Source organism: Solibacillus palustris (assembly GCF_022549215.1).
Lineage (GTDB): Bacteria > Bacillota > Bacilli > Bacillales_A > Planococcaceae > Solibacillus > Solibacillus daqui.
This window is the reverse complement of sequence record NZ_JAKZFC010000012.1, coordinates 24,410-47,369: the sequence shown is the minus strand read 5'-3', so window position 1 is coordinate 47,369 and position 22,960 is coordinate 24,410. Positions and strand designations below refer to the sequence as shown.

The window sequence follows — 22,960 nt, the reverse complement described above, 5'->3', positions numbered from 1 at the left end:
TCTTTAGCGTCGATGGTAGTTGGGGGTTTCCCCCTGTGAGAGTAGAACGTCGCTTCGCTCAAAAAGTCGCTGCTGATTTAGTCAGTAGTGGCTTTTTTATATTCAAAAATAATTAACAACATACATATAGAAACAGTAATCCAAATGATTGTGAGTAAATACACATTTATTTGGATTTTTTATTTTGGATAAGTAAGCTCCATCTATTCAATGATGTTCGTTTGACGTATTAAAAGGAAAACAATACGATTGGGAGTGAGCGAAATTTTATAAACAAAATCAAATCTAAATATGGGAGGAAAACAATATGACGGCACCATTTTTAACTGTTGCTGATGTGCGATTAATCGAACAGCAAGTGAAGAAAATACTTCGTGCAAAATCATCATCAAGCGATACGAAAATAGTAAATACGGTAAGAGGACTGGCAGTTGCAGAATTACGCGAAAAACTAAACATGGTTAATGAAGACATCCTCAAAGAAGTCGAGATTTTGGAAGATAGCATTAATACAGAGCTATTTTTCCATAGCTTAAAAGCGTATACGATCCCGTTTAAAGCGATTTCTGATAAAGGTCTTCAAAAACTCTTTAAAAAGGATAAAAAGCTTAAATTACCGAAGTTGGATTCGATTGATTGGCAGACTATTAGTTACCTTTCTTGGCTTGATAAAGGTACGAACCGTCAATATATTGTACTTGAAAATGAAGGAGAATATATAGCGTTACGCGGCATATATGAAGCATCTACATCAACTAAAGGGGTATGTGCAATTTGTAATCAACATAGCTCGGTGCATCTATTTACAGCGACTGTAAAAGGTAATGGTGATCACTATACCTCTTATAGCAATTATATTTGTGAAGACGTGCTAGTTTGTAATTCTTATGTTAGTGATTATACGAAACTTGAACAATTTGTTTATCGAAATTTAGCTAGTAATGAGTGTGGTAAGTAGTAAAAAATTAATAATACGGTTGAGAGAGCTGTAATCATTAAAATCGCTAATAATTCTTTAATTTCGAAACTTTTTCCATTTATTCCCGTAATACTAAGTACAAAAGCTATTTAGAGAGGGGCTTATCGGTGCGTAAAATTGTCTTTAGTTTAGCAGTGGTACTGTTACTAACTGCTTGTAATGATGAAAAAGTAAGTGAACAACAAGAGCAATCAAAGCAAGAACAGGAGGCAATTGTTATGAACGAAGCATTACTTGGAAAATGGCAAGGCTTGATTGAAAGTCCACAGATGCCGCTTGAAATTCTTTTAAATTTGCGACAAGGTGATGGTAGTTTCTCAATTCCAGCACAAGGGTTGAGTGATTTTTCATTTGAAAATGTGGATTATAATGGTCAAGAAGTAGCTATTACAATAGATTTTGGTGGCTCATTGATAAAAATTGCCGGAACATTAGAATATAATCAAATCAATGCAACCTTTACGCAAAACGGTCAAACGTATCCACTATTATTAAAGCCATATACTGAGGGCACTGTTACCTATGATGAGCTGACTATTCCGGTAGATGGTGGTGAGTTAAAGGTAGCACTGCAAATGCCAGATAAACTTACAGGTGAGCTTGTAATCATTCATGCAGGATCGGGTCCAACAAATAAGGATGGCAATACAATTGGTAGCGGGAAGAACAATAGTCTGAAGATGATTGCAGAAGATTTAGCAGCACAAGGTATTGCCTCGGTGCGTTTTGATAAACGAGGTATTGGAGAAAACACAGCGCTAATTTCAAATGAAGCCGATTTAACATTCGCTCACTATGTCAATGACGTTCTAGCAATTGTAGATTTTATGAAGCAAGACAGCCGTTTTACGTCAATTCATTTACTCGGTCATAGTGAAGGGGCGTTAATGATGACGCTGGCTGCACAACACGTTGAAATTGATTCGTTAATATTATTAGCTGGTGCAGGTCGTCCAGCAGATGAAATTTTACTCGAGCAATTGTCAGCAAGTTTACCACCAAATTTGTTCATTGAATCCAAAACAGTACTTGAAAAATTAAAGGTAGGGGAAACGGTAGCAAATGTTTCAAGTGAGCTATTAGCATTATTTAGACCGTCTGTGCAACCTTATCTGATATCGTGGCTTCAATATGATCCACAGCAGGAAATCAAAAAAGTAACAGCACCTATTTTGATCATTCAAGGCAAAAAGGATATCCAAATAACAGAAACTGATACAAAGGCATTACAAGCAGGAAATGAAAAAGCAACCATTCATTATTTTGAGCATATGAATCATGTATTAAAAGATATCAAAGGTGATTACAAAGAAAATATTGCTAGTTATACAAACCCTGATTTGCCATTAGCTGCAGGGTTAATTGAGGAAATAATCAACTTTACTCAATAAATGAAGGAATGAGGCGCATGATTGGTTATGATAGATGGGATAATCATGCGCTATTATTGGTTTTTCTACGAGAAAATCCAATCAAAATAAATGAATCCCATTTTATTCTAAAGATTTATAATAAAATGAAAAATAAATAAATTATTTTGAAAAACCGCTTGTATTAATTAAAATCGTTGTTATAATAAGTAATGTACTAAAGAGAGCAACACAGTCAAAGTACATAATAGAAGCGTTCCGAAGTAGCTCAGTTGGTAGAGCATCCGGCTGTTAACCGGCAGGTCGCAGGTTCGAGTCCTGCCTTCGGAGCCATTTTTTTTGCGCTTTTTGCGATTGAAAATTTGAATGGAAAAATTATTTTAAAAATTTTTTAAAAATCTATTGCGTATTTTTAATAATAATGATATTATAAGTCTTGTCTTAAAGAGAGCAACAAACATGCTAAAATACGGCCCGTTGGTCAAGTGGTTAAGACACCGCCCTTTCACGGCGGTAACACGGGTTCGAATCCCGTACGGGTCACCATTTAAGGCTTCATAAAAAAATAAAACGTAACACTTGTTAGTATGGAGGATTAGCTCAGCTGGGAGAGCACCTGCCTTACAAGCAGGGGGTCGGCGGTTCGAGCCCGTCATCCTCCACCATATAACTTTAAACAGTGTGTTACAACATGTCGGAGGGGTAGCGAAGTGGCTAAACGCGGCGGACTGTAAATCCGCTCCTTAGGGTTCGGCGGTTCGAATCCGTCCCCCTCCACCATCTATAAAATGTTTGGGGTATAGCCAAGCGGTAAGGCAACGGATTTTGATTCCGTCATGCCCTGGTTCGAATCCAGGTTCCCCAGCCATTTTTTTATTTTTTATGAGCCATTAGCTCAGTTGGTAGAGCATCTGACTTTTAATCAGAGGGTCGAAGGTTCGAGTCCTTCATGGCTCACTTTTATTTTTTGAAATCTAGAAGTGTACTTAAATATAAAAATTACAATCCTTTACTTAATACTTAAGTAAGGGATTTTTTGCATTTTAAAAGGGAAAAACATATTTAAACTCGAAATGAATAAGTTAAGCATAGTTAAGTAGAGTGAAGCTAGAATATAAGGATATGTTAGGAGATGCAAAAGATGGAGAATAAAAATATTTCAATTATAGGGGTGCCGTGTGACTATGGTCAGCAACGACGTGGGGTTGATATGGGTCCGAGTGCAATTCGCTACGCAGGATTACAGGAACGGTTGAAAACACTTGGTTATGATGTTGCGGATGAGGGCAATATTCAGGTTGTTGATTTTGATGAGGTGGAGCAGCAAGATCATCGACTATTAAATTTAGAAGAAGTTGTACGAGTGAGTACTACGCTTGCAGAAAAAGTAGATACAGTTGTGAAAAATAATCGTACACCACTTGTATTAGGTGGGGATCATAGTATTGCAATTGGTACGCTCGCTGGACTTTCTGTGAAGTATAAAAACTTAGGAGTTATTTGGTTTGATGCGCATGCAGATTTAAATACACCAGAAACAACGCCATCAGGTAATATTCATGGTATGCCGCTTGCGACGAGTATTGGGCTAGGGCATGAGCGCTTAACGTCAATTTTGCATAGCGAAGCAAAAATTAAGGCTGAAAATATCATCATTATTGGTGGGCGATCGATTGATGATGGAGAGCGTGTATTAATTAAAGAACGTGGAATTAAAGTGTATACGATGCATGAAATCGATCGTTTAGGCATGACATATGTTATGGAAGAGACACTTCAATATTTTAAAACTCAGCAAGTAGATGGACTACATTTATCACTGGATTTAGACGCATTAGATCCACTGTATACGCCAGGGGTAGGGACGCCTGTTGCAGGAGGAATTTCGTATCGTGAAAGTCATTTGGCGATGGAAATGATTCAAGAATCCAGATTACTAACATCGGCAGAATTTGTAGAGGTTAATCCGATTTTAGATGAGCGCAATAAAACAGCAGATGTTGCGGTTGCGCTAATTGGTTCGTTATTTGGGGAAACTTTAGTATGAATGTTGAGAAAACATATAATGGAAGAAACGAAAGTTTGCTATAATAAAAGAGCCGATTTTTAAAATTTAATTTTTGTAAAAAATGAAACCTTTAAAAGTTCCAACCGTATATATAGAACAGCTGAAAAGGTGGAGAGGAAAGACAGATGGATGCGTTAGTGAATAAAAGAATAAAGCAAGTGCTTAAAGGTGATCAAAACGCATATGCCGATATTGTTAACCTCTACCAGCACAAGCTGTATCAAGTGTGCTATCGTATGCTTGGCAATAAGCAAGAAGCCGAGGATATCACGCAAGAGGCATTTATACGTGCCTATATCAATCTTCATTCGTATGATCAAAAACGAAAATTTTCGACGTGGATTTATCGGATCGCGACGAATCTTTGTATTGACCGAATACGTAAAAAGAAGCCCGATTATTACTTAGATGCAGAGGTTGCTGGTACAGAGGGATTAGATATGTATTCGCAGATTGCCGCCGATGAGCAATTACCTGAAGAGGTAGTAGAACAAATGGAGCTTCAAGACCGTATTCAGTATGAGATTAGTCGATTACCCGATAAATATCGTTCGGTCATCGTTTTGAAATATATTGAAGAGTTGTCGTTGCAGGAGATTAGTGAAATTTTAGATATGCCACTAGGAACGGTAAAAACCCGTATCCATCGTGGGCGAGAAGCATTAAGAAAACAGTTAAACAATTTGTAGGAGGACGATACGCATGAAAACGTGTGCATCACAATTCGTGGATTATATGCACGAATATTTAGATGGTGATATTAGTCGTGAGCATGAGAAACACTTAAAGCAACATCTACAAACATGCCGAAATTGCCAACAACATATGCATGAATTAAGTGACACGGTTGCGTTTATCAAGAGTGCAGCGCATATTACTGCCCCTCCTAATTTAGAGGAACTAGTAATGAGCCGTTTACCGAAGCGAAAAAGTGCGGTTGGCATAAAACGATGGTTCCGTCATCACCCGGTGCTCGTGGCAGCAGCTGTGTTTTGCTTATTTATGAGTGCAACGTTGTTAGGGAGCTTTCCAAATGACGAGCATTTTTCAGTAACAAAACAACCAAACTTAGTGGTGGATGGCCAAACGGTAACTGTACCTGCTGGAGAGATCGTAAAAGGTGATATCGTCGTGAAAAACGGTGACATTATCGTAGAGGGAGAAGTAGATGGCAATATTACAGTCATTAATGGTAATTACATGGCATCTACTGCTGTCGTAACAGGGCAAGTCGAAGAAATCGATGAAATGTTCGAATGGCTATGGTACAAAATCAAAAGAGGATTCAATGATTTTACGGCATTATTTGAATAAAGCAGAAACTTTTCAGAAAAAAAGACGTTCTACTAAAGAAAGCAAAGTCTACTCGCTTGGGTAGACTTTTTTCTGTTAAGAAAGTTAATCAACACATGATTTGTGCTATACTTAAGTACAATATGATTAGCTATTAAAAGTGGGGGATGCCACATGCAAATATTTCAGCAGTTTACAGACATTGCAGCTGTAGGTATTATTTTTAAAATATTAGATGTACTGCTTGTGTGGTACGTCGTGTACAAATCATTAACCCTCATAAAAGGAACGAAAGCGGTTCAATTATTAAAAGGGTTGCTAATGATTGTGTTAGCGAAGTTAGCTACATATGTGTTTAACTTAGACACTCTTGATTGGTTGTTAGAAGAGGTCATTGATTTTGGTTTCCTAGCGATTATCATCATATTCCAGCCAGAAATACGTAGGGCGTTAGAACAAATTGGGCGTGGAAAGATATTCCAACGTACAAACAATCAGCAAGAGGATGAGCAATCTCGCTTAGTTGAGGCGATGAAAAAATCAGTCAGCTATATGGCGAAACGTAGAATCGGTGCGCTAATCTCGATTGAAAAAGAAACGGGTTTAAACGAATATGTAGAAACGGGTATCAAAATGGATGCGAGTATCTCTTCAGAGCTGCTTATTAACATCTTCATTCCAAATACACCGTTACATGACGGCGCAGCGATTATCCAAAAAGATCAAATTTCTGCATCAGCTTGTTACTTACCTCTATCAGAAAGTGCCTTTATTTCAAAAGAGCTTGGGACGCGACACCGTGCAGCTCTTGGGTTGAGTGAAGTGACAGATGCGATTACCATTGTTGTGTCTGAGGAAACAGGTGCAATCAGTATTACAGCAAATGGTAATTTGCACCGAAATTTATCACTTTCAGAATTTGAAGAGCTACTACGTAAAATGTGGTTTGGCCCTGAGCAAGATTCTAACTTAGCTTCTAAGTGGACTTGGGGAGGGAAGAAGAATGGATAAATTATTCGATAGCCCATGGATGCTACGTTTAACAGCGCTATTTTTGGCGTTGGCGCTATTTTTATATATTCAAATTGAAGAAAAGCGCATGGCGGAAACGGGCTCCTCTAACGAAACCGATGTTATTACAAATGTGCCGTTAGAAGTGTATTACGATCATGAAAATTTGGTTGTAACAGGGCTTCCAGACACAGTAGATGTAAAAGTTTCAGGATCGTCAGCAATCGTTATGAAAACAAAGCTCGAGAAAGACTTTAAAGTTTTTGTCGATTTAAACTCATTGTTAATTGGCGAACATAGCGTTACAATACAGCAAGAAAACTTTTCTGAGAAACTAAATGTTTCAATCGATCCTAAATTCGTCAATGTGAAGATTGAAGAAAAGATTACAGAAGAGTTCCGTGTTGAACCTGAAATGAATAATCGCCTTGTCAAAGACGACTTTATCGTAAAAAGTATGACAATCCAGCCAACGCGCGTATCGATTACTGGAGCGAAAAGCGTCATCGATAGCATTAGCTATGTAAAGGCAACGGTTACAGGGGATAAGGGAATTGAAAAATCATTCGAGCAACAGGCTACTGTGAAAGTATTAGACCGTGATTTAAACAAGCTGGACGTACAAGTGAATCCAGAAAAAGTAAATGTGAAGGTCGACATTAGTGAATATAGCCGAGAGCTACCGATTACACTGAAAGAGACAGGGGAGCTACCTGAAGGTGTAACGATTGAAAAATTATCGTTAGTGACATCGAAAGTAACGGTCTTCGGCAAAAAAGCAGCGATTGACGCATTAAAAGAGGTCGTTGTGGAAGTAGATCGAGCTCAACTAAAGGAATCGGGTTCATATGACTTTAAAATTACTTTGCCAACAGGGGCAACAAAATTATCACAAGATCAACTGATTATTCATGCAGATGTAATTAATGAATCGGTTAGCGAAGAAGAAAACGTTAGTAAAGTCGATGCTGAAGTTAGCACTGACGAGACTGAGGGTAATTAATTATATACAATGTCAACAAATTGATTCGTTATAGGCGAATAATTTAACACGTATGATATGTCAGGCGTTGAGGGAGAGAAAAAGTAATGGGTAAATATTTCGGAACAGATGGCGTCCGCGGTGTCGCAAATAGCGAGTTAACACCAGAGTTCGCATTTAAATTAGGTCGTATTGGCGGCTATGTGCTAACAAAGGATGCTAAAGACCACCCGAAAGTATTAATTGGACGTGACACACGTATTTCCGGGGAAATGTTAGAAGGAGCACTTGTTGCAGGTCTTCTTTCAATCGGTGCAGAGGTAATGCGCTTAGGTGTTATTAGTACACCAGGTGTTGCTTATCTTACACGTGTGATGAACGCAGAAGCGGGTGTAATGATTTCAGCGTCACACAACCCTGTGGCGGATAACGGCATTAAATTTTTCGGTCCAGATGGTTTTAAATTAACAGATGCACAAGAAGCAGAAATCGAAGCGCTAATTGATGCAGAACAAGATACATTACCACGTCCAGTAGGTGCTGCCATTGGTTCGGTAACAGACTACTTCGAAGGTGGTCAAAAGTATATTTCTTACTTAAAACAAACGGTCGATGAGGACTTCGTTGGCTTACACGTAGCATTAGACTGCGCGCACGGAGCAACTTCTGGATTAGCGACACATTTATTTGCTGACTTAGAAGCAGATATTTCAACAATGGGTGCTTCTCCAAATGGACTAAACATTAACGAGGGTGTTGGTTCGACTCATCCTGAAAAACTAGCGGCGTTTGTTATCGAGCGTGGAGCTAACATTGGTTTAGCATTTGATGGCGACGGCGACCGTTTAATCGCAGTAGACGAAAACGGGGCAATCGTAGACGGTGACCAAATTATGTTCATCATCGGTAAGTACTTTAATGCAAAAGGTCGCTTAGCGAAAAATACAGTTGTTTCGACAGTTATGAGTAATATGGGCTTCTATAAAGCATTAGAAGAAAACGAAATGACAAGTGTACAAACAGCAGTTGGTGACCGTTATGTAGTAGAAGAAATGCGTGCAAACGACTACAACGTTGGTGGCGAGCAATCAGGCCATATCGTATTTTTAGATTACAACACAACAGGTGATGGCTTATTAACGGGTATTCAATTGGTAGCAATCATGAAGGCAACAGGTAAAAAGCTTTCAGAACTTGCAGCTGAAATGACAATTTACCCTCAAAAATTAGTAAACGTTCGTGTAACAGACAAGCATGCTGTCACACAAAACGAAAAAGTGGCGGCAGTAATTGCCGAAGTGGAAGCAGAAATGAACGGCAATGGTCGTGTATTAGTGCGTCCTTCAGGTACAGAGCCTTTAGTGCGTGTTATGGTAGAAGCTGCAACAATAGAAGCTTGCGAAACGTTCGTAAATCGTATTGCAGAAGTCGTGCGTGCGGAAATGGGTTTAACTGAATAATTAAAAGCATTTTTAGGAACATCGGGAGTACCTCTATTTTGGGGGAACTACCGATGTTTTTTGCTTACTAGTAGCAATGGACAAAGCATGTTTTACCTACCAAATTGAAGGGGATGATATTGTAGCATTTACAAAGATGAGTCAGTATTTGTTTATCCTGAATGAGTCAATTTGCATACAATAGAATAGACTTCAGATATTCTACGTTTTAATGCGAAATGGGGAATATTTTTAGCTGAAGCGCTTTCATTAGAATGGATTCATTGACGGATGAAATTGTTTTTGTGTATGATGTAAATGCTCGTAAATTGAGCTGCGCGAAAGGGGAGAACTAGAAGCGCATAAAACAAATCGGAAAAACAATTATAGCGCCAGAGCTAAGAAAATCGGATGGTAACAAATTCTTAGCTGACGAGGTGGAGGTTTATCGAATTTTCGGCGGATGCCTCCCAACTGCACATGCCCGGTTGTAATTTCGTTTTCAAAACAGGAAAGCAATTTCTTGCACAAACAAACGAAACGGCATATCTAAACAAAAATTATGACAAGCTACATCATCTTTTTGGGTTAATACTTGTGGGAGCTTTGCTAAACGAGAACAAACGCCACAGGTTCTTTTCGTCCCCAAAAAAGGTAGATACAGTAGTTTACTTTTGTATTGTCTAAAAGTGATGTACGCTAGGCGGAGGTAACGGATTATGTGTGGAATTGTAGGATATAACGGCGTATTAGACGCGAAGGAAATTTTATTAAAAGGCTTAGAAAAATTAGAATACCGTGGTTACGATTCAGCAGGTATTGCGGTACACAATGAAGAAGGCGTAACAGTGTTCAAAGAAAAAGGCCGTATTGCCGATTTACGTTCAGCTGTTGATGGTGATGTAGAGGCAGCAGTAGGGATTGGTCATACACGCTGGGCAACGCACGGTGTACCAAATCGCTTAAATGCACACCCTCATACGAGTGCATCAGGTCGCTATACATTAGTGCACAATGGGGTTATCGAAAACTATCATTTATTACAAAAAGCCTATTTAAAAGGGATTCAAATGAATTCTGATACAGATACGGAAGTCATCGTGCAATTAGTAGACCTATTTGCAAAAGAAGGATTATCAACATTAGAAGCGTTCCGTAAAACATTATCATTAGTGCATGGTTCATATGCGTTAGCGCTACTTGATAACCAAGATGTAGAAACAATCTTCGTTGCTAAAAACAAATCACCGCTTCTAGTAGGTGTTGGGGAAGATTTCAACGTTGTCGCATCAGACGCAATGGCGATGCTACAAGTAACAGATCAATTTATCGAATTACATGATAAAGAGGTTGTGATTGTACGTAAAGACAAAGTGGAAATCGCTACATTAGATGGCCGTATTGTTAAGCGTGCACCATTTACAGCAGAGCTAGATGCTTCTGATATTGAAAAGGGCACATACCCTCACTATATGTTAAAAGAAATGGATGAACAGCCAACTGTTATCCGTAAAATTATTCAAGCATACGAGCAAGGCGAAGATGTAACAATCGATGCGGATATTTTAAACGCAATCGCCGAGGCAGATCGTTTATATATTATTGCAGCAGGCACAAGCTATCACGCAGGTTTAATCGGCAAACAATACTTCGAAAAAATTGCAAAAATTCCAGTTGAAGTACACATTTCAAGTGAGTTCGGCTACAACATGCCATTACTTTCTGAAAAGCCATTATTCATCTTCATTTCACAATCAGGTGAAACAGCCGACAGCCGACAAGTATTAGTAAAAATTAAAGAGCTAGGCTACAAAGCATTAACCGTAACAAATGTTCCAGGCTCTACGCTTTCTCGTGAAGCAGATTACACATTACTATTACATGCTGGTCCAGAAATTGCGGTAGCTTCTACGAAAGCATACGTGGCACAGGTAGCAGTATTAGCAGTAGCAGCTTACGCGGTAGCAAAACAAAAGGGAATCACACTTGATTTTGATTTAAAACAAGAGCTTGCCATTGTCGCGAACGGTATCCAAGCGATGGTTGATTCTAAAGATGTCATGGAGCAAATTGCTGAAGACTTCTTAAAAATCGCACGCAATGCATTCTTCATCGGACGTAACATGGATTTCTGTGTGTCTTTAGAAGGCGCTCTAAAATTAAAAGAGATTTCGTACATCCAAGCGGAAGGATTTGCCGGCGGTGAGCTAAAGCACGGTACAATCGCGTTAATCGAGGAAGGTACACCAGTATTCGCTTTAGCAACACAAAAAGACGTTGCACTAAACATTCGCGGTAACGTGAAAGAAGTCGTAGCGCGCGGTGCCAACGCTTGTATTATTGCAATGGAAGGTATGGAGGAAGAAGGCGACCGCCTAGTCATCCCTCGCGTACATGAGCTATTAACACCGTTAGTATCAGTTGTGCCGTTACAGTTAATTAGCTACTATGCAGCCCTTCACCGTCGCTGTGATGTGGATAAACCACGTAACCTTGCAAAATCGGTAACGGTTGAGTAGGAGTTTGATGGATGGTTTGTAATAAAGTCGTTTAAAAAATTATAAAGTTGTTTAAAAAATGATTGTATAAAAAATAATAAAGTTGTTTAAAATTGTTTAGCTTAAATCTGTTCGCATCTAGCGAACAGATTTTTTTACAAATATAACTATATACATAACTTCTCTTAACTCAGTAAGTATAAGCCCTGGTTAACAACTCAGGACGTACCGTCAAGAACTTTTCGTTTTAGTTAAGCATGAGACTTTCATAAAAAAGTTTGTTCATTCCTAAGAGAGTTGCTCCACAATCGCGCCCTTTTATGGAATAACTAAATTTGTCTCATTAATAAAAAGGCGACAACTATTATTTAGCTGTCGCCCTTTTTATCATCATTCAGATTTTTGACTTTAAATGTTTATATCATCTGCTATCGTGGGTTCTACAATATCCTTTCTTCGATAAACATTTAAAATGAACCCTAAAACAGCAGCGTAAAAGAGGATTGCACTTCCTCCATAACTAATAAACGGCAGGGAAACTTCCATGATGGGCACGATTCCAAAGGCCATCAATATATTCCAAGTAGTAGGAACGGCAAATAATACAGCACCACCGATTACGATTAATCTCCCATAAAGATCTTTTGTTTTAAATGCATTTTTTGAGATTCTTAAAATAAAAATCAGCAGAACCAAACAAAGACCGATTCCGAATGTCCAACCAAGAGAATAGACGAGGAAGGGGAAAGCAAAATCTGTATGTGATTCTGGCAACAATTGAAATTTCAAATCATTATTAAGTCCGTTACCGAACTATCCCGCTTCTGCAAGGACATTCCTAACGACCATATACATATATCCGGCTCCATTTGGATCGGCATTTGGGTTTATAAAAGTAGATAATCTAGTAAGAAAATAACTTTGGTGTGAGGTCGTAGTAATAATCATAATGATGAAGATGATACCAGCCACTAGATTTGATACGACTAGGTTGATAGCTAATTTCTTATGAACACGTGCAAATGTAAACATTCCTAGTAAACAGAAAAAGTAAATTACCCCAACCATAAAGTTTGGCACTATCATGTAGAGCAATATGGGAATCCAAAATAAAACAAGAAGAAATCCTTGTTTTTTCCAACTGCGAAACTCATTTATTTTGTTAAAAATACCGGCCCAAGCCAGGAAAAAGAAAAATAAACTCAATATAGTGCCATCGACCGTTAGGCCTGGAAGTGAAATCCATCTTTTTGCTCCGTTGACCGTATATCCAAATAAATAGAGATATACGTGAATGAACAAGCCGATAGCATAAAAGTGCATCCACCAATTCTTTGATTTTTGATAATTAAAGAAAAGAAACCCAATAATCACAAGAGCAGCTAAGGAGTACCAGATAGCTTGTCTCCCCATAATATGGGTGATTGATGATGAAATCCCAGGAATTCCACCAACTAACGGGAGAAAACTGATACTAGCAAAAATAACAAATAAAACAATTAGAATCCAATCGATTTTTGGCTTATGAAGGTGATTTAATTTCTCTCCAATTATAAATGGATTTCCCATTTCTTGAATGGCCTCTTCATCTGAATCTTCTTCAGAAAATCCTCTTTTTTTGTAAGATTGACTTAACTCTTGCAGATGATGAGTAAGCTCTTTTTTTATCCTGTTGTGGGCCTCCGTAGATTTGACTTTGGAAGTGACTTTGCTTAAAAATTCTTCAATTTTGGGAGAACTCATAAAGATGCCTCCGTTATGAAGGGATTAAGGGATAATCCTTGTTTAGTGGTATCTTGTTTATAAGTAGCTAAGTATTTTTTACCTTTGGAGTTTAAAGAATAATATTTCTTGTTATTTATCCAATTTGAAGTAAGCATTTCTTTATTTTCTAATAGATGTAGCAGTGTATAAAGCTGCCCTTCATTTTTTTGGAAAGCACGTTCATTTTTTTGAAAAAGTTGGACGGAAATACTGTAGCCATCCTTTGATTCATGCTGAACAGATTCTAATATAGCTATAATGGTTTCTGTATGAAATTGTGATTGCTGATTCGTACGAATGGCTTCACGCACGGCATTTTTTCTTTCATTAGAAAAAGAAAAATCCTTGAATATTGATTTTTCCATCGAACTCTTCAGGTTCTTAAATGGATCATTCATCTCCTAAACCTCCTCTATCATCTTGTCTTTTAATAATTCCTTCGCACGCTTTAATCTCGTTTTTAATGTATTTATATTTACTGAAGTAATCTTGCTGATCTCTTTTAAAGACAGTTCTTCATAATAATGTAGAAATACGACTTCTCTGTACTTTAGAGGCAAATTCATGACGGCATTCGTTAAGCTATTTTCTTCACTATGCTTGATAACCTCCTCTTCCACCTGTTTTGACTTAGAAGGGATATGGTCAAATACTTTATTGCTAAGCGTTATTTTGCGATAATGCCAGCTTCCTAAATAGTCCTTGCAATGATTACTCGCAATGCGATATAGCCAAGTTTTTATTGTTGACTGCTGATTAAATTGATTTAATTTTTCATAACACTTTATAAATATCTCTTGTGCTAAATCTTCTGCTATGGTTCGGTTTTTTACATATGTATATACAAGATGCAGGATATCATCGCTGTATTCACGCATTAATTGATCAATGATCTGCTCACGCTCATCCAGCATCATTTCATCTGTCACCGCCAATTGATTTAGTTCATTCATCTAGTTGTCACCCCCTCATATATCTTAGACGAAGCTACCCTTCATTCGGTTTGAAAAAATATAATTTTTTTTATGACCGCCTGTATTCTAGAGTATAAGTGGAAAAAGGAACAACGAAAATTAATGCAATAATTATACCAACCATTTTATCCCCCTTATTTAATTTTCATTATAGATTATAATTCTACAATCCTTCCCAAAAATCCTAGACATCTTAGTTCCCGACTTTCTTTTGTGTTAAGCATTTCACATAACCTAGAAATGCGGATTACAGTATTTTGGAGTACCCGACATTGTTGTTATTAAACAAAAACATAACAAAGGTATAAACTAGATAATAAAGATTTAAACTGAATTATAAAGTTAAGCACTCAATAATAAAGTTGTATACTATTTGTTTCATTTATTAATAATCGTATTTAAGGTAATTATTTCCTTGAATACGATTTTTTATTTTCATTAAAATGGCGTTATTTTAAATGGCGAAAAAAAAAGTGGATGGATGGAAGAAAAAAACTAACGATATGTAAAACAAGGAAGAGGACAGGGGGAATTAAGTAAGTATATACGTAGGCTAAAAATACAAGATTTCTCTTCAGATGGAAATGCAAAAAGAACAACTGGTTGGAAAACTAAAAGACAATTTGAATATTTTACTGGATGCTTCCGGTGATATTAGCACGATGTATGGTGCTTTTTCAATTCCTACAACGATTATTTTGAAAAGTGAAGGTGAAATCGAGCAAGAAATAGCAGGACCGTTGGAGAAGAGCTATTAGAAAAATATATTAAACCGCTGTTATAAATGAACTATCTTGCATATATGCGAGATAGTTTTATTTTTGGCGGATAATAACCTTAATTATAAAAAATAATAAATTTCAAAATGTGAATAAGTCTTTCACAAACAATTAATTAATTGGACAAAAATTGAGTAGAATTATTATTTGAGCAGAGACTGGACATTGTTAAGTATGATGTAATTGCCTATAATGAAAACCGCTACAAAAAAATTTTTGATAGAAAGGATGAATTTTAATGAAAAAATTCATAACTGCTATTGCTGCTATTTTGTTTACATTTAGTATAAATACATTTGCATTTGCCCATTCACATATCGGTGAAACTGTACCAGCAAATGGTGAAGTCGTAACAGAGTCATTAACAGAGTTAGTATTAAACTTTGAAGAGGCTATTGAACAAGGTAGTATTATGGAGCTTTATACTTCAAATGGCGAAAAAATTGAATTGGGTGAAGTTGTAATTGCTGATAAACAATTAATTGGTAAACTGGTGAACCCTTTAGCAAATGATGAATATAAGGTAGATTGGACAATTATCAGTGCAGATGGTCACCCATTAGAGGGATCATATTCGTTCACTATGAATGTTGCAGAGGAACCTGTAGTGGAGGAGGTAACAACTCCATCAGATGAAACAGCAGTTACAGAAGAAGTAGCATCGAATGAAGAACAATTAGATTCTCAAGAAACAAGCGAAAAAGAAGAATCATCTTCGGTAGTTTGGATTGTAGTAGGAATTATTGCGATAATTCTAATCTTATCAATCGTTGTATTATCTCGTCGAAAAAAATAAATGATAGCCATAGTTTGTGTACATGAGTGAGGTGTAGTCTATTGATAGACTCCCCTTAAAAGAAGAATCAAAGAAGTATTTCATAAATAAAAAAGCGAGGTATTTGACAATTTAATCGTCAAATACCTCGTATTTTGGAACTATGCTTTTTAGCAAAATGATTAATGAATATATTCAGAACTTACAAGATCATTTTTTAGGACATCGGTTGGGATTTCGAATTCTACTATACCCATATAGCCTGCTGCTACTTCGTATTTATCGAAGGAAATAACAAGTTTACCTTTATCAGAAATATAGAATTGTTGATCAGCTTTAATAGCTGTAAATCCATCTATAACTTCTTCATCAGGGAGACCTCCTCCTATTACCCAGTACTTTTTATCTGGGTCGGATGCAGCTTGTTCACGCATTTGTTCAATAATGTTTTCACTGATCGATTTAATATAACTATCGTCTTTAAATAACATCGGTAGTGTAATTAAAATTTCATTTTGTTTATCAATTGTATCGTAGTGCATAGTTGTAGAAGATGATCCAACTGTATTGACGGTATAACGGGCAATCGATAAGATTTGGTCATTATCTGTTTTGATTTCATAACCGCTATCTATCCCTACATGACCACCTCCCTGTCCCTTTACATATTCAACGTCAGAAACAAATGCATCATATAGAGCCTTACCTTCTGAACGGTATTTTTCATTTAAAGTATTGGCAAGATCTTTATTTTCTAGGTTTTCGATAGAAGGTACCTTAATGTTAGCATCATATGTGTCTTCTTTTACTTCATATTCAGTCCATGTTAAAACTTTGACGATGCTACCAACAACAGGGATTTCTGAAAGTTTTTGCGCCATAGCTGGACTGGCATTTAAACTAGCTGTAAAAAGTATAGCCGCCGCTGCAGATCCAAGTAACCATTGTGGTGCTCGGTTTTTTCTCTTCTTTGTGCCTTGCTTTAGTGCTTTTTCAACTACAAAATCAAGCTCTTTTGGAATAGGTACCTCATTATATTGCTTTTCTAATTCTTTTAATTTTTTATCCATGTGCTGTTTCTCCTTTCACATCTTGCAATTGAATTTTTAAGAGTTTTAACGCTTTATAAAGGCGAGATTTGGCTGTACTCAAATTAATGTTAAGAATATTAGCTACATCAGCGAGCTTTAAATCTTCAAAATAGTGTAAAATGACAACTTCACGATACATTTGAGGTAACTCGTCTAACGCATGCTCTAAATCAACGTTTTCGTAGACATCCTCTTGTGCAGGTGTTAAATTTTGCAAAGTATCATCGTCTGTCACCTGTAAGCGTTTATGCTTACGTAAAAAATCAATGGCTGTACGTACGACGATTTTATAAAACCAGCTTTTCATATACTCGACATTTTCTAGTCGATCGAGAGAAAGCATTGCTTTTTGAATACTGTCTTGTACAACATCAAGTGCGTCCTGTTCATTTTTCGTATAGTTATACGCGAGCAAATAAAAACGTTCTTTCTGTTCGCGAATAAACTGGACAAATATTTCTTCATGTTGAAATGCATTTCTTGTTTTCATGTCCTAAGAAGCTCCTTTTTTACATTTAAAAATTGTATACAACTACTAGACGTGTGAAAGGGGAGAAAAAGTTGATAGCAATAAAAAACTTATCCTAAGATGAGATAAGTTTGATCATTCCAAAGTAGTGACATACCAAAACAAAGTAAGCCCGTATTAAAACAACGTATTTAAATAGTCAGCACCCCTTGATTGCAAAAATTAATAAAAAGCCCCACTTTTCCATGCTTAATTTCTCCCTTACTTCTATACTTAACAGATTAAAAAGAGCTCCCATTTTTCAATGGGGGCCCACTAAATTAATTTCTCCCACGCCTATAATTGGAGAAATTTTACTTCTTCAAGATACTCATTGTTATTTTCACTCTCTGCTCACAGGTGCTACTCATAATATTCTTCTAATGTTAACCCTTTATTGAATAACTCAGTGGATAAATTTACACCAACATAACGAATATGCCATGGTTCATATTGGTAACCGGTAATATTTTCTTTGTCCTTTGGAAAGCGAATGATATATCCATATTTATGGGCGTTATCTTCAAGCCATGCTGCCTCTTCTGTATTCGCGAAACAGTCCTCTGCTGCACAAGAACCATCGGATCCACTAACGTCAATTGCTAATCCTGATTGATGTTCGCTTGTTCCAGGAACAGCACTATATGTTCTTGCTTTTTCGATTCCATCTCTTTCAACATAATTATTAAATAGGACTGTTTGAGTTTGAGAAGAACGATAGGCTGAAACACCTGCTAGATGAATATTCTGCTGATTCGCCGCATGGAACATTTTTTCGAGATACTTCGCTGCTTCTTCTCTCATCATTCTTTTTTCTATTTTTTCATTAAATATAAATGGAGCATTTGGATAAACGAGATCTTTCGGTTCATAGCCTTCCGGAAAAGCATATTGTTTGTTGACTAGAACCGTGATACTTTCAGGATCATCGACAGTAAGTACTTCCTGTTGTTTTTGTTGTTTGTTTTGTTCATTTCCGAAACAGCCAGAAACAATTAGAATCATCATTAGTAATGCAAATGCAACTATTTTTTTTATCATATTTATTTGACTCCTCATATATTAGTAGTAAAAGCTCTTTCCAATAGAATTTCCTGTTGATCTGGACGACCTGTTGGATTTCTTATAGGAGATAGTCGCCTTTTGGCTCCCTCACTCTATTTATGTTGTCCTGTTTTACACGAGGTACCAAAAGGAACTTCCATTTTAACCATTCAAAATAGTATAGCTAACAGGTACTTACCTGCTTATTTGTGTTATCCAATTTTATACTTGTACGCCTCATGCATTCGCTACTACGCACGAATCACATCCACATACCAACCGATAGGAGAGAGTATTTACCTATTCACTTTCTTTCAGACCCTTTAATTAGCTTTCATTTACGTCCATTTTTTTTTGCACAAAAAATGCAAGGTTTATTTGAGCGCTTATAAACAGTTTATTAGTAGCTTAAAAGTTTTCAGATTCAATGTTTTTTATGGTTGGCATATCACCACTGGGCTTTTTGACTAAATTACATTATCATCAAAAAATCTGTGTTCGTAGTAATAGTTTTTTTAATATGTCATCTTCCTTCCATCAAGATAGTACTAATTATAAAAAGAAAATATTAATAAAAACTTAGGGCATTTCTTAAGATTTAATGAAATTATGCAGGAAATTTATAACAGATTAGGAATTGTTTGTTTTATGGGGAATTTTCTCGACAGAAGAAAAGGGAACATACCAAAGCTGACCACTCATAAACAAACGGGCCAGATAATTGATGATCATTGCTTTCGAAGGGAGAATGGAGAATGATAAAATGAAAAAAATACACATATTCAATATTATTTCGGGGCTAATTGTATTGTTTGTTTTAGGTTCAGCCATAGCAACGGGTAGCAATTTATTACCATACGCATTAATAGCTTTGTTTTTTGCTTTTTATTATTTACAGGTTCGAACCAAACTTAGAGTAATTGCTCTATTTGGAAACATAATTATCCTTCTTTTCTCGCTGGCAACTTTACTGCCTTTCCTATTTGCTCCTTAAGAGATTATTCCAGAATCAGGCGCGTTTGTTGAGGAACAGCGGCAGAAAATAATCAAACTATATTATAAAAACTATAAAGTGCTTCAAAGAGAATGAAGTTGTTTTGATCACTCTTTTTCAAAGCGGGTTCATTTAATTTAGCGTGAAATATTGGTTTTCAAGGACTTTTTAATCAAACTTCATTTTAAATACAGTAAATTTTTAGATTTGAAATAATTTTTTGGTTGGATATTTAAGTTAATATCACGATAAGATTGCGAAGAAATGTACTTCAACTAACGCAGCTGGATAGGTGAAGAATATTCGGGGAAGATACCTATCAAGAAAGGTAGGTGTGCTTTATTGAAGAAAAAATTCTACGTCCTTTTTTGTGTCCTATTTCTCGTAAATATTGCTATTGTTTTTGCGAAGCAAGATGCACCTAGCCAAGGTTTTATTAGAAAGAATGATTTTAATGGGAATTTAATGAATTTATCTAACCAAATGGCTGAGGCAAAAAAGAATACCAATCAACCTACTTTTGAACAATTGATGACGCATTCATTAGAGCATAATGATATTCAATACATTAAAGTTGAAAATGATTCCGGACTTCAGCGTGTATTCAGTATCAATGATGGTTTTCAAGAACGTGTACTCAGAAAAGTGGTTTACTGGCTTAATAACTCTGACCGAGTGAATGGAACAATCGAAGCTACTTTAGATAATCCATCCAATAAATTAACGATAAAAATGACAAATGATGAAGTAATCACGATAGAACCAGCTTATACGTGTGTAGTTGATAATAAACGCAACATTTGCACGGCTAAAGAAGGGGAAATTATCGTTTCGGAAAATAGTCAAAAAGTGCGATTAAAGTCACAATCTCTTTATGATTGGCTCATGGTAGGTTGGAGAAAAGAAGTGGACGGGCTTACTAAAGAAGAGTTACTCGAGGAAGCATTATATTCACGTTATTTATCTCATTTAGGACCATCTTATGCGGAATTTTTTATGTGTCCCAAAATCAAAATTGAACCCATTGATGGAGACCCTAGGAGACACCTCATTTATGGAAGTGCTTTAAACTATTCAGGACACCACGGTGGAGATTATAATAAACTTACTTTTTCTGTAAGTGATTCTAACCTAACAGGGTTACAAGTAACAAATTTAAAAATAAAGAAACATATTTCGCCAGAAGAAAGTGAAATACAATGCCGAACGTTTGAATAATGTTACTTAATTAAACAAGGAAAAGTGAGTGGAAGAATGAAATGTTATTTATTATTTTCTGTTTCTGATTTAGAAAATTCGACTGAGTTTTTTAAATTTATTCGATACTAATTTATTAGTAAAGAGTTGGGAGACGGCTTATTTGATGAAAATGAAGTGCGGCTTGCTCTTAATGTAGAGCAGCCACACCTCTTATCAAATGTTGAAAAATGTGTTGGAACTAGTATTGGGAAAATAGACAAAGTCGCAAAGAGTTAGGTGTCGTTCATCTAATGGGCATACTTGTTGGACAACAGAAAGAAAATGTTCAAACTTTAATTTAATAGTATATTATTTTAACCTGAAAGGAGCTCGACAATGGATAAAAACGAATTAGTTTCACTGTTTCATAAAGAACTTAGATATGAGGCTCAAACACCTGGATACATAAGAGAAGAAACCGAGCATGTTGTGCGTCACATTTCAGAATTTGGTGAATCGGGGTTTATTATTGCTTCGAATGTAAATAACGACAATGTGAAAGCGGTTATTAAAAACGAATTAAACTATTTTAATAATCTTAAGCAGGATTTTGAGTGGAAGGTGTATAGCTATGATAAGCCGGATCATTTGAAGGAATTACTTGAACAGGAAGGGTTTACAGGTGGCGAGCCTGAAGCGCTTATGGTCATGAAATTAGCGGGTACGCATACTTTGTTAATGGATAGCCAACTCCTTGATGTTAAGGAAATAACAGACGAACAAGGGATTCAACATATTGTGGATCTAGAAGATGCCATATGGAACGAGTCTCATGAGGAACTTGGAAAAAGACTTTGGCGAGATAAACAGAGTAGTCCTGACACATTATATCTTTACGGAATCTATGAAGAAGAGCAGCTTGTTAGCGCGGCTTGGATGTACCTGGAGGCTAATTCATCCTTTGCTAGTCTTTGGGGAGGGTCAACGCTACCGTTATTTCGAGGGAAAGGTTATTACACCAAGCTACTAGCTGCTCGTGCACAAAAGGCGTATGAAAAGGGACATCCTTTCCTTACTGTTGACGCCAGCCCAATGAGTAAACCAATTCTAGAAAAATGCGGTTTTGACTGTCTCGCATACTCTTATGGATACCAGTCACCAGACACAAAATAAGAAAGTTCGATGAATTATAGCGCTGGAGTCAATTCTGATTATTAGTGTAGGTTTGAAATAACGTCGCATCGAAGTTATTTATACGCTGTTATGGCTAACGGTGCAGGTAAGTCGAATTGCAAAATCACATTAGGGAATACTAGTACAACGAGGTGGTGACCTAATGAAAAAATATATTATATTTAGCTTCATATTTCTTCTTGCAAGTTCCCTTTATATAGCAGTAGCAGCAACTCCAGAACAGATTATAGTAGCTCAATTGGATAAGGAGAATATAACGATCTATGCCAAGAAAAAGGATGGGTTATTTCAAGATTTTAAAATTGATTTCAAGGGGAAAATTTATTCAAGACCTTTTTGGATAAATGTCACCAATCCTGCCTATGTGCCACAAGTATATTACGAAGACATTAATAAAGATGGAAAGAACGAATTAATCGTCATCTTAACGAAAGGTTACGGTACAGGTGTTTTAGACCAGGAAGTGAATGTTTTTCATATAGATACTAATCATTTTGAAGAGGTGCTTGTTGACCATCCAATGGCGATAATTAATAAAAATGTTAAAGCAAACTTAACTCCAAGCAAAGCCGAAATAATGATTGGTAAGAAACGTTATGTAATGAATGTGAAAGCGTTAAAGCTCCTCCCCGAGACCATGTTTAATGAAATTAATTTTGGAAGCATTATTAACTATGAAGTGGAAAATAATCAACTTATTGCTACACTACATCCACGATTATCTCCAGGTGCTTTTGTGGGTAGTATTATCATCACTTATGAATACCGTAATAAAATGTATCAAGCAAAATCAATTGAGTTTCAATTAGAATAGTAAAATATCAGAAAACTATTGTTTTGATGTGTTTTCTTCAAAATAAATATATGTTATTTTTAGGTAAGTTATCGGAACAAATAGTCTCCCATCCTCCCACTTTTCTTATAGATCAATTGTTCCTTCATTTATAAGAAAAAGTACTTCTATAACATGAGTAAAGTATTGTTGTTTTTGAAGTTGTACTAATTACTTAATTGAATG

20 protein-coding genes, 6 tRNA genes and 1 pseudogene are annotated in these 22,960 nt (G+C 36.4%); 21 read left to right on the top strand and 6 right to left on the bottom strand.

Translation table 11 applies throughout. The features are described from left to right. Positions 1-307 precede the first annotated feature (307 nt). The 15 genes from LZ480_RS18950 to glmS all read left to right on the top strand — a co-directional run bounded on the left by LZ480_RS18950 (position 308) and on the right by glmS (position 11,661). Positions 308-958 carry an FBP domain-containing protein gene (locus LZ480_RS18950; protein ID WP_241371105.1) on the top strand — a complete coding sequence of 217 codons (651 nt, stop codon included), beginning with the start codon at positions 308-310 and terminating at the stop codon, positions 956-958. 128 nt (positions 959-1,086) lie between these two features. Further along, entirely contained in the window at positions 1,087-2,370 is a 1,284-nt protein-coding gene (locus tag LZ480_RS18945; RefSeq protein ID WP_241371104.1) for an alpha/beta hydrolase, read from the top strand. A gap of 236 nt (positions 2,371-2,606) precedes the next feature. After that, positions 2,607-2,682, top strand: a tRNA-Asn gene (locus LZ480_RS18940). Between the two features lie 138 nt (positions 2,683-2,820). After that, a tRNA-Glu gene (locus LZ480_RS18935) sits at positions 2,821-2,895 on the top strand. A gap of 43 nt (positions 2,896-2,938) precedes the next feature. Beyond that, positions 2,939-3,014: transfer RNA gene (locus LZ480_RS18930), tRNA-Val, on the top strand. Positions 3,015-3,045: 31 nt separating this feature from the next. Next, positions 3,046-3,129: transfer RNA gene (locus LZ480_RS18925), tRNA-Tyr, on the top strand. Positions 3,130-3,142: 13 nt separating this feature from the next. Beyond that, positions 3,143-3,217: transfer RNA gene (locus LZ480_RS18920), tRNA-Gln, on the top strand. A gap of 16 nt (positions 3,218-3,233) precedes the next feature. Continuing rightward, positions 3,234-3,306, top strand: a tRNA-Lys gene (locus LZ480_RS18915). Positions 3,307-3,490: 184 nt separating this feature from the next. Continuing rightward, positions 3,491-4,396: an arginase gene (gene rocF / locus LZ480_RS18910; protein ID WP_241371103.1), complete on the top strand. Its 906-nt coding sequence runs from the start codon at positions 3,491-3,493 to the stop codon at positions 4,394-4,396. A 146-nt stretch (positions 4,397-4,542) separates the two neighbouring features. Next, entirely contained in the window at positions 4,543-5,106 is a 564-nt protein-coding gene (gene sigW / locus LZ480_RS18905) for an RNA polymerase sigma factor SigW (protein ID WP_241371102.1), read from the top strand. 13 nt (positions 5,107-5,119) lie between these two features. Next, complete coding sequence (locus LZ480_RS18900) at positions 5,120-5,731, top strand: zf-HC2 domain-containing protein (protein WP_241371101.1); 612 nt, start codon at positions 5,120-5,122, stop codon at positions 5,729-5,731. 153 nt (positions 5,732-5,884) lie between these two features. Continuing rightward, positions 5,885-6,721 (top strand): diadenylate cyclase CdaA, encoded by an 837-nt coding sequence (gene cdaA, locus LZ480_RS18895; RefSeq protein ID WP_241371100.1) that lies wholly within the window; start codon positions 5,885-5,887, stop codon positions 6,719-6,721. After that, on the top strand, positions 6,714-7,724 hold the full coding sequence (locus tag LZ480_RS18890) for a CdaR family protein (RefSeq protein WP_241371099.1): 1,011 nt from the start codon (positions 6,714-6,716) through the stop codon (positions 7,722-7,724). Before cdaA ends, LZ480_RS18890 begins: the two co-directional genes overlap by 8 nt. An 86-nt stretch (positions 7,725-7,810) precedes the next feature. Then, positions 7,811-9,163 carry a phosphoglucosamine mutase gene (glmM, locus tag LZ480_RS18885; RefSeq protein WP_241371098.1) on the top strand — a complete coding sequence of 451 codons (1,353 nt, stop codon included), beginning with the start codon at positions 7,811-7,813 and terminating at the stop codon, positions 9,161-9,163. A 698-nt stretch (positions 9,164-9,861) separates the two neighbouring features. After that, positions 9,862-11,661 (top strand): glutamine--fructose-6-phosphate transaminase (isomerizing), encoded by a 1,800-nt coding sequence (gene glmS, locus LZ480_RS18880; RefSeq protein ID WP_241371097.1) that lies wholly within the window; start codon positions 9,862-9,864, stop codon positions 11,659-11,661. A gap of 387 nt (positions 11,662-12,048) precedes the next feature. Here glmS and LZ480_RS18875 read toward each other — a convergent pair. From LZ480_RS18875 to LZ480_RS18865, 3 genes and pseudogenes are all read right to left on the bottom strand, one after another. Continuing rightward, positions 12,049-13,383, bottom strand: a pseudogene (locus tag LZ480_RS18875) (FtsW/RodA/SpoVE family cell cycle protein). Then, positions 13,380-13,802, bottom strand: coding sequence for a PadR family transcriptional regulator (locus tag LZ480_RS18870; RefSeq protein ID WP_241371096.1), 423 nt, complete (start codon positions 13,800-13,802; stop codon positions 13,380-13,382). The pseudogene LZ480_RS18875 and the gene LZ480_RS18870 overlap by 4 nt, the downstream one beginning before the upstream one ends. 3 nt (positions 13,803-13,805) lie before the next feature. After that, positions 13,806-14,357 (bottom strand): sigma-70 family RNA polymerase sigma factor, encoded by a 552-nt coding sequence (locus LZ480_RS18865; RefSeq protein WP_241371095.1) that lies wholly within the window; start codon positions 14,355-14,357, stop codon positions 13,806-13,808. A 599-nt stretch (positions 14,358-14,956) separates the two neighbouring features. Here LZ480_RS18865 and LZ480_RS18860 point away from each other — a divergent pair. Further along, entirely contained in the window at positions 14,957-15,136 is a 180-nt protein-coding gene (locus LZ480_RS18860; protein ID WP_241371094.1) for a TlpA family protein disulfide reductase, read from the top strand. Positions 15,137-15,395: 259 nt separating this feature from the next. After that, on the top strand, positions 15,396-15,953 hold the full coding sequence (locus tag LZ480_RS18855; protein WP_241371093.1) for a copper resistance CopC family protein: 558 nt from the start codon (positions 15,396-15,398) through the stop codon (positions 15,951-15,953). Between the two features lie 161 nt (positions 15,954-16,114). Here LZ480_RS18855 and LZ480_RS18850 read toward each other — a convergent pair whose 3' ends face one another. From LZ480_RS18850 to LZ480_RS18840, 3 genes are all read right to left on the bottom strand, one after another. Beyond that, a complete protein-coding gene (locus tag LZ480_RS18850; RefSeq protein WP_241371092.1) occupies positions 16,115-17,002 on the bottom strand; it encodes a DUF3298 and DUF4163 domain-containing protein in 888 nt (295 codons plus the stop codon). Then, on the bottom strand, positions 16,995-17,513 hold the full coding sequence (locus LZ480_RS18845; protein ID WP_241371091.1) for an RNA polymerase sigma factor: 519 nt from the start codon (positions 17,511-17,513) through the stop codon (positions 16,995-16,997). The genes LZ480_RS18850 and LZ480_RS18845 overlap by 8 nt, the downstream gene beginning before the upstream one ends. Positions 17,514-17,894: 381 nt before the next feature. Further along, positions 17,895-18,572, bottom strand: a complete 678-nt coding sequence (locus LZ480_RS18840) for a M15 family metallopeptidase (protein ID WP_332844051.1) — start codon at positions 18,570-18,572, stop codon at positions 17,895-17,897. Between the two features lie 766 nt (positions 18,573-19,338). Between LZ480_RS18840 and LZ480_RS18835 the strand changes: the two genes are divergently transcribed. From LZ480_RS18835 to LZ480_RS18820, 4 genes are all read left to right on the top strand, one after another. Next, positions 19,339-19,569, top strand: a complete 231-nt coding sequence (locus LZ480_RS18835; RefSeq protein WP_241371090.1) for a hypothetical protein — start codon at positions 19,339-19,341, stop codon at positions 19,567-19,569. Positions 19,570-19,911: 342 nt separating this feature from the next. Beyond that, positions 19,912-20,787 (top strand): hypothetical protein, encoded by an 876-nt coding sequence (locus LZ480_RS18830; protein ID WP_241371089.1) that lies wholly within the window; start codon positions 19,912-19,914, stop codon positions 20,785-20,787. A gap of 357 nt (positions 20,788-21,144) precedes the next feature. Then, complete coding sequence (locus LZ480_RS18825) at positions 21,145-21,921, top strand: GNAT family N-acetyltransferase (protein ID WP_241371088.1); 777 nt, start codon at positions 21,145-21,147, stop codon at positions 21,919-21,921. 163 nt (positions 21,922-22,084) lie between these two features. After that, the gene (locus tag LZ480_RS18820) at positions 22,085-22,756 is read left to right on the top strand and encodes a hypothetical protein (RefSeq protein ID WP_241371087.1); all 672 of its coding nucleotides are present in this window, start codon (positions 22,085-22,087) and stop codon (positions 22,754-22,756) included. The last annotated feature ends 204 nt before the right edge of the window (positions 22,757-22,960 follow it).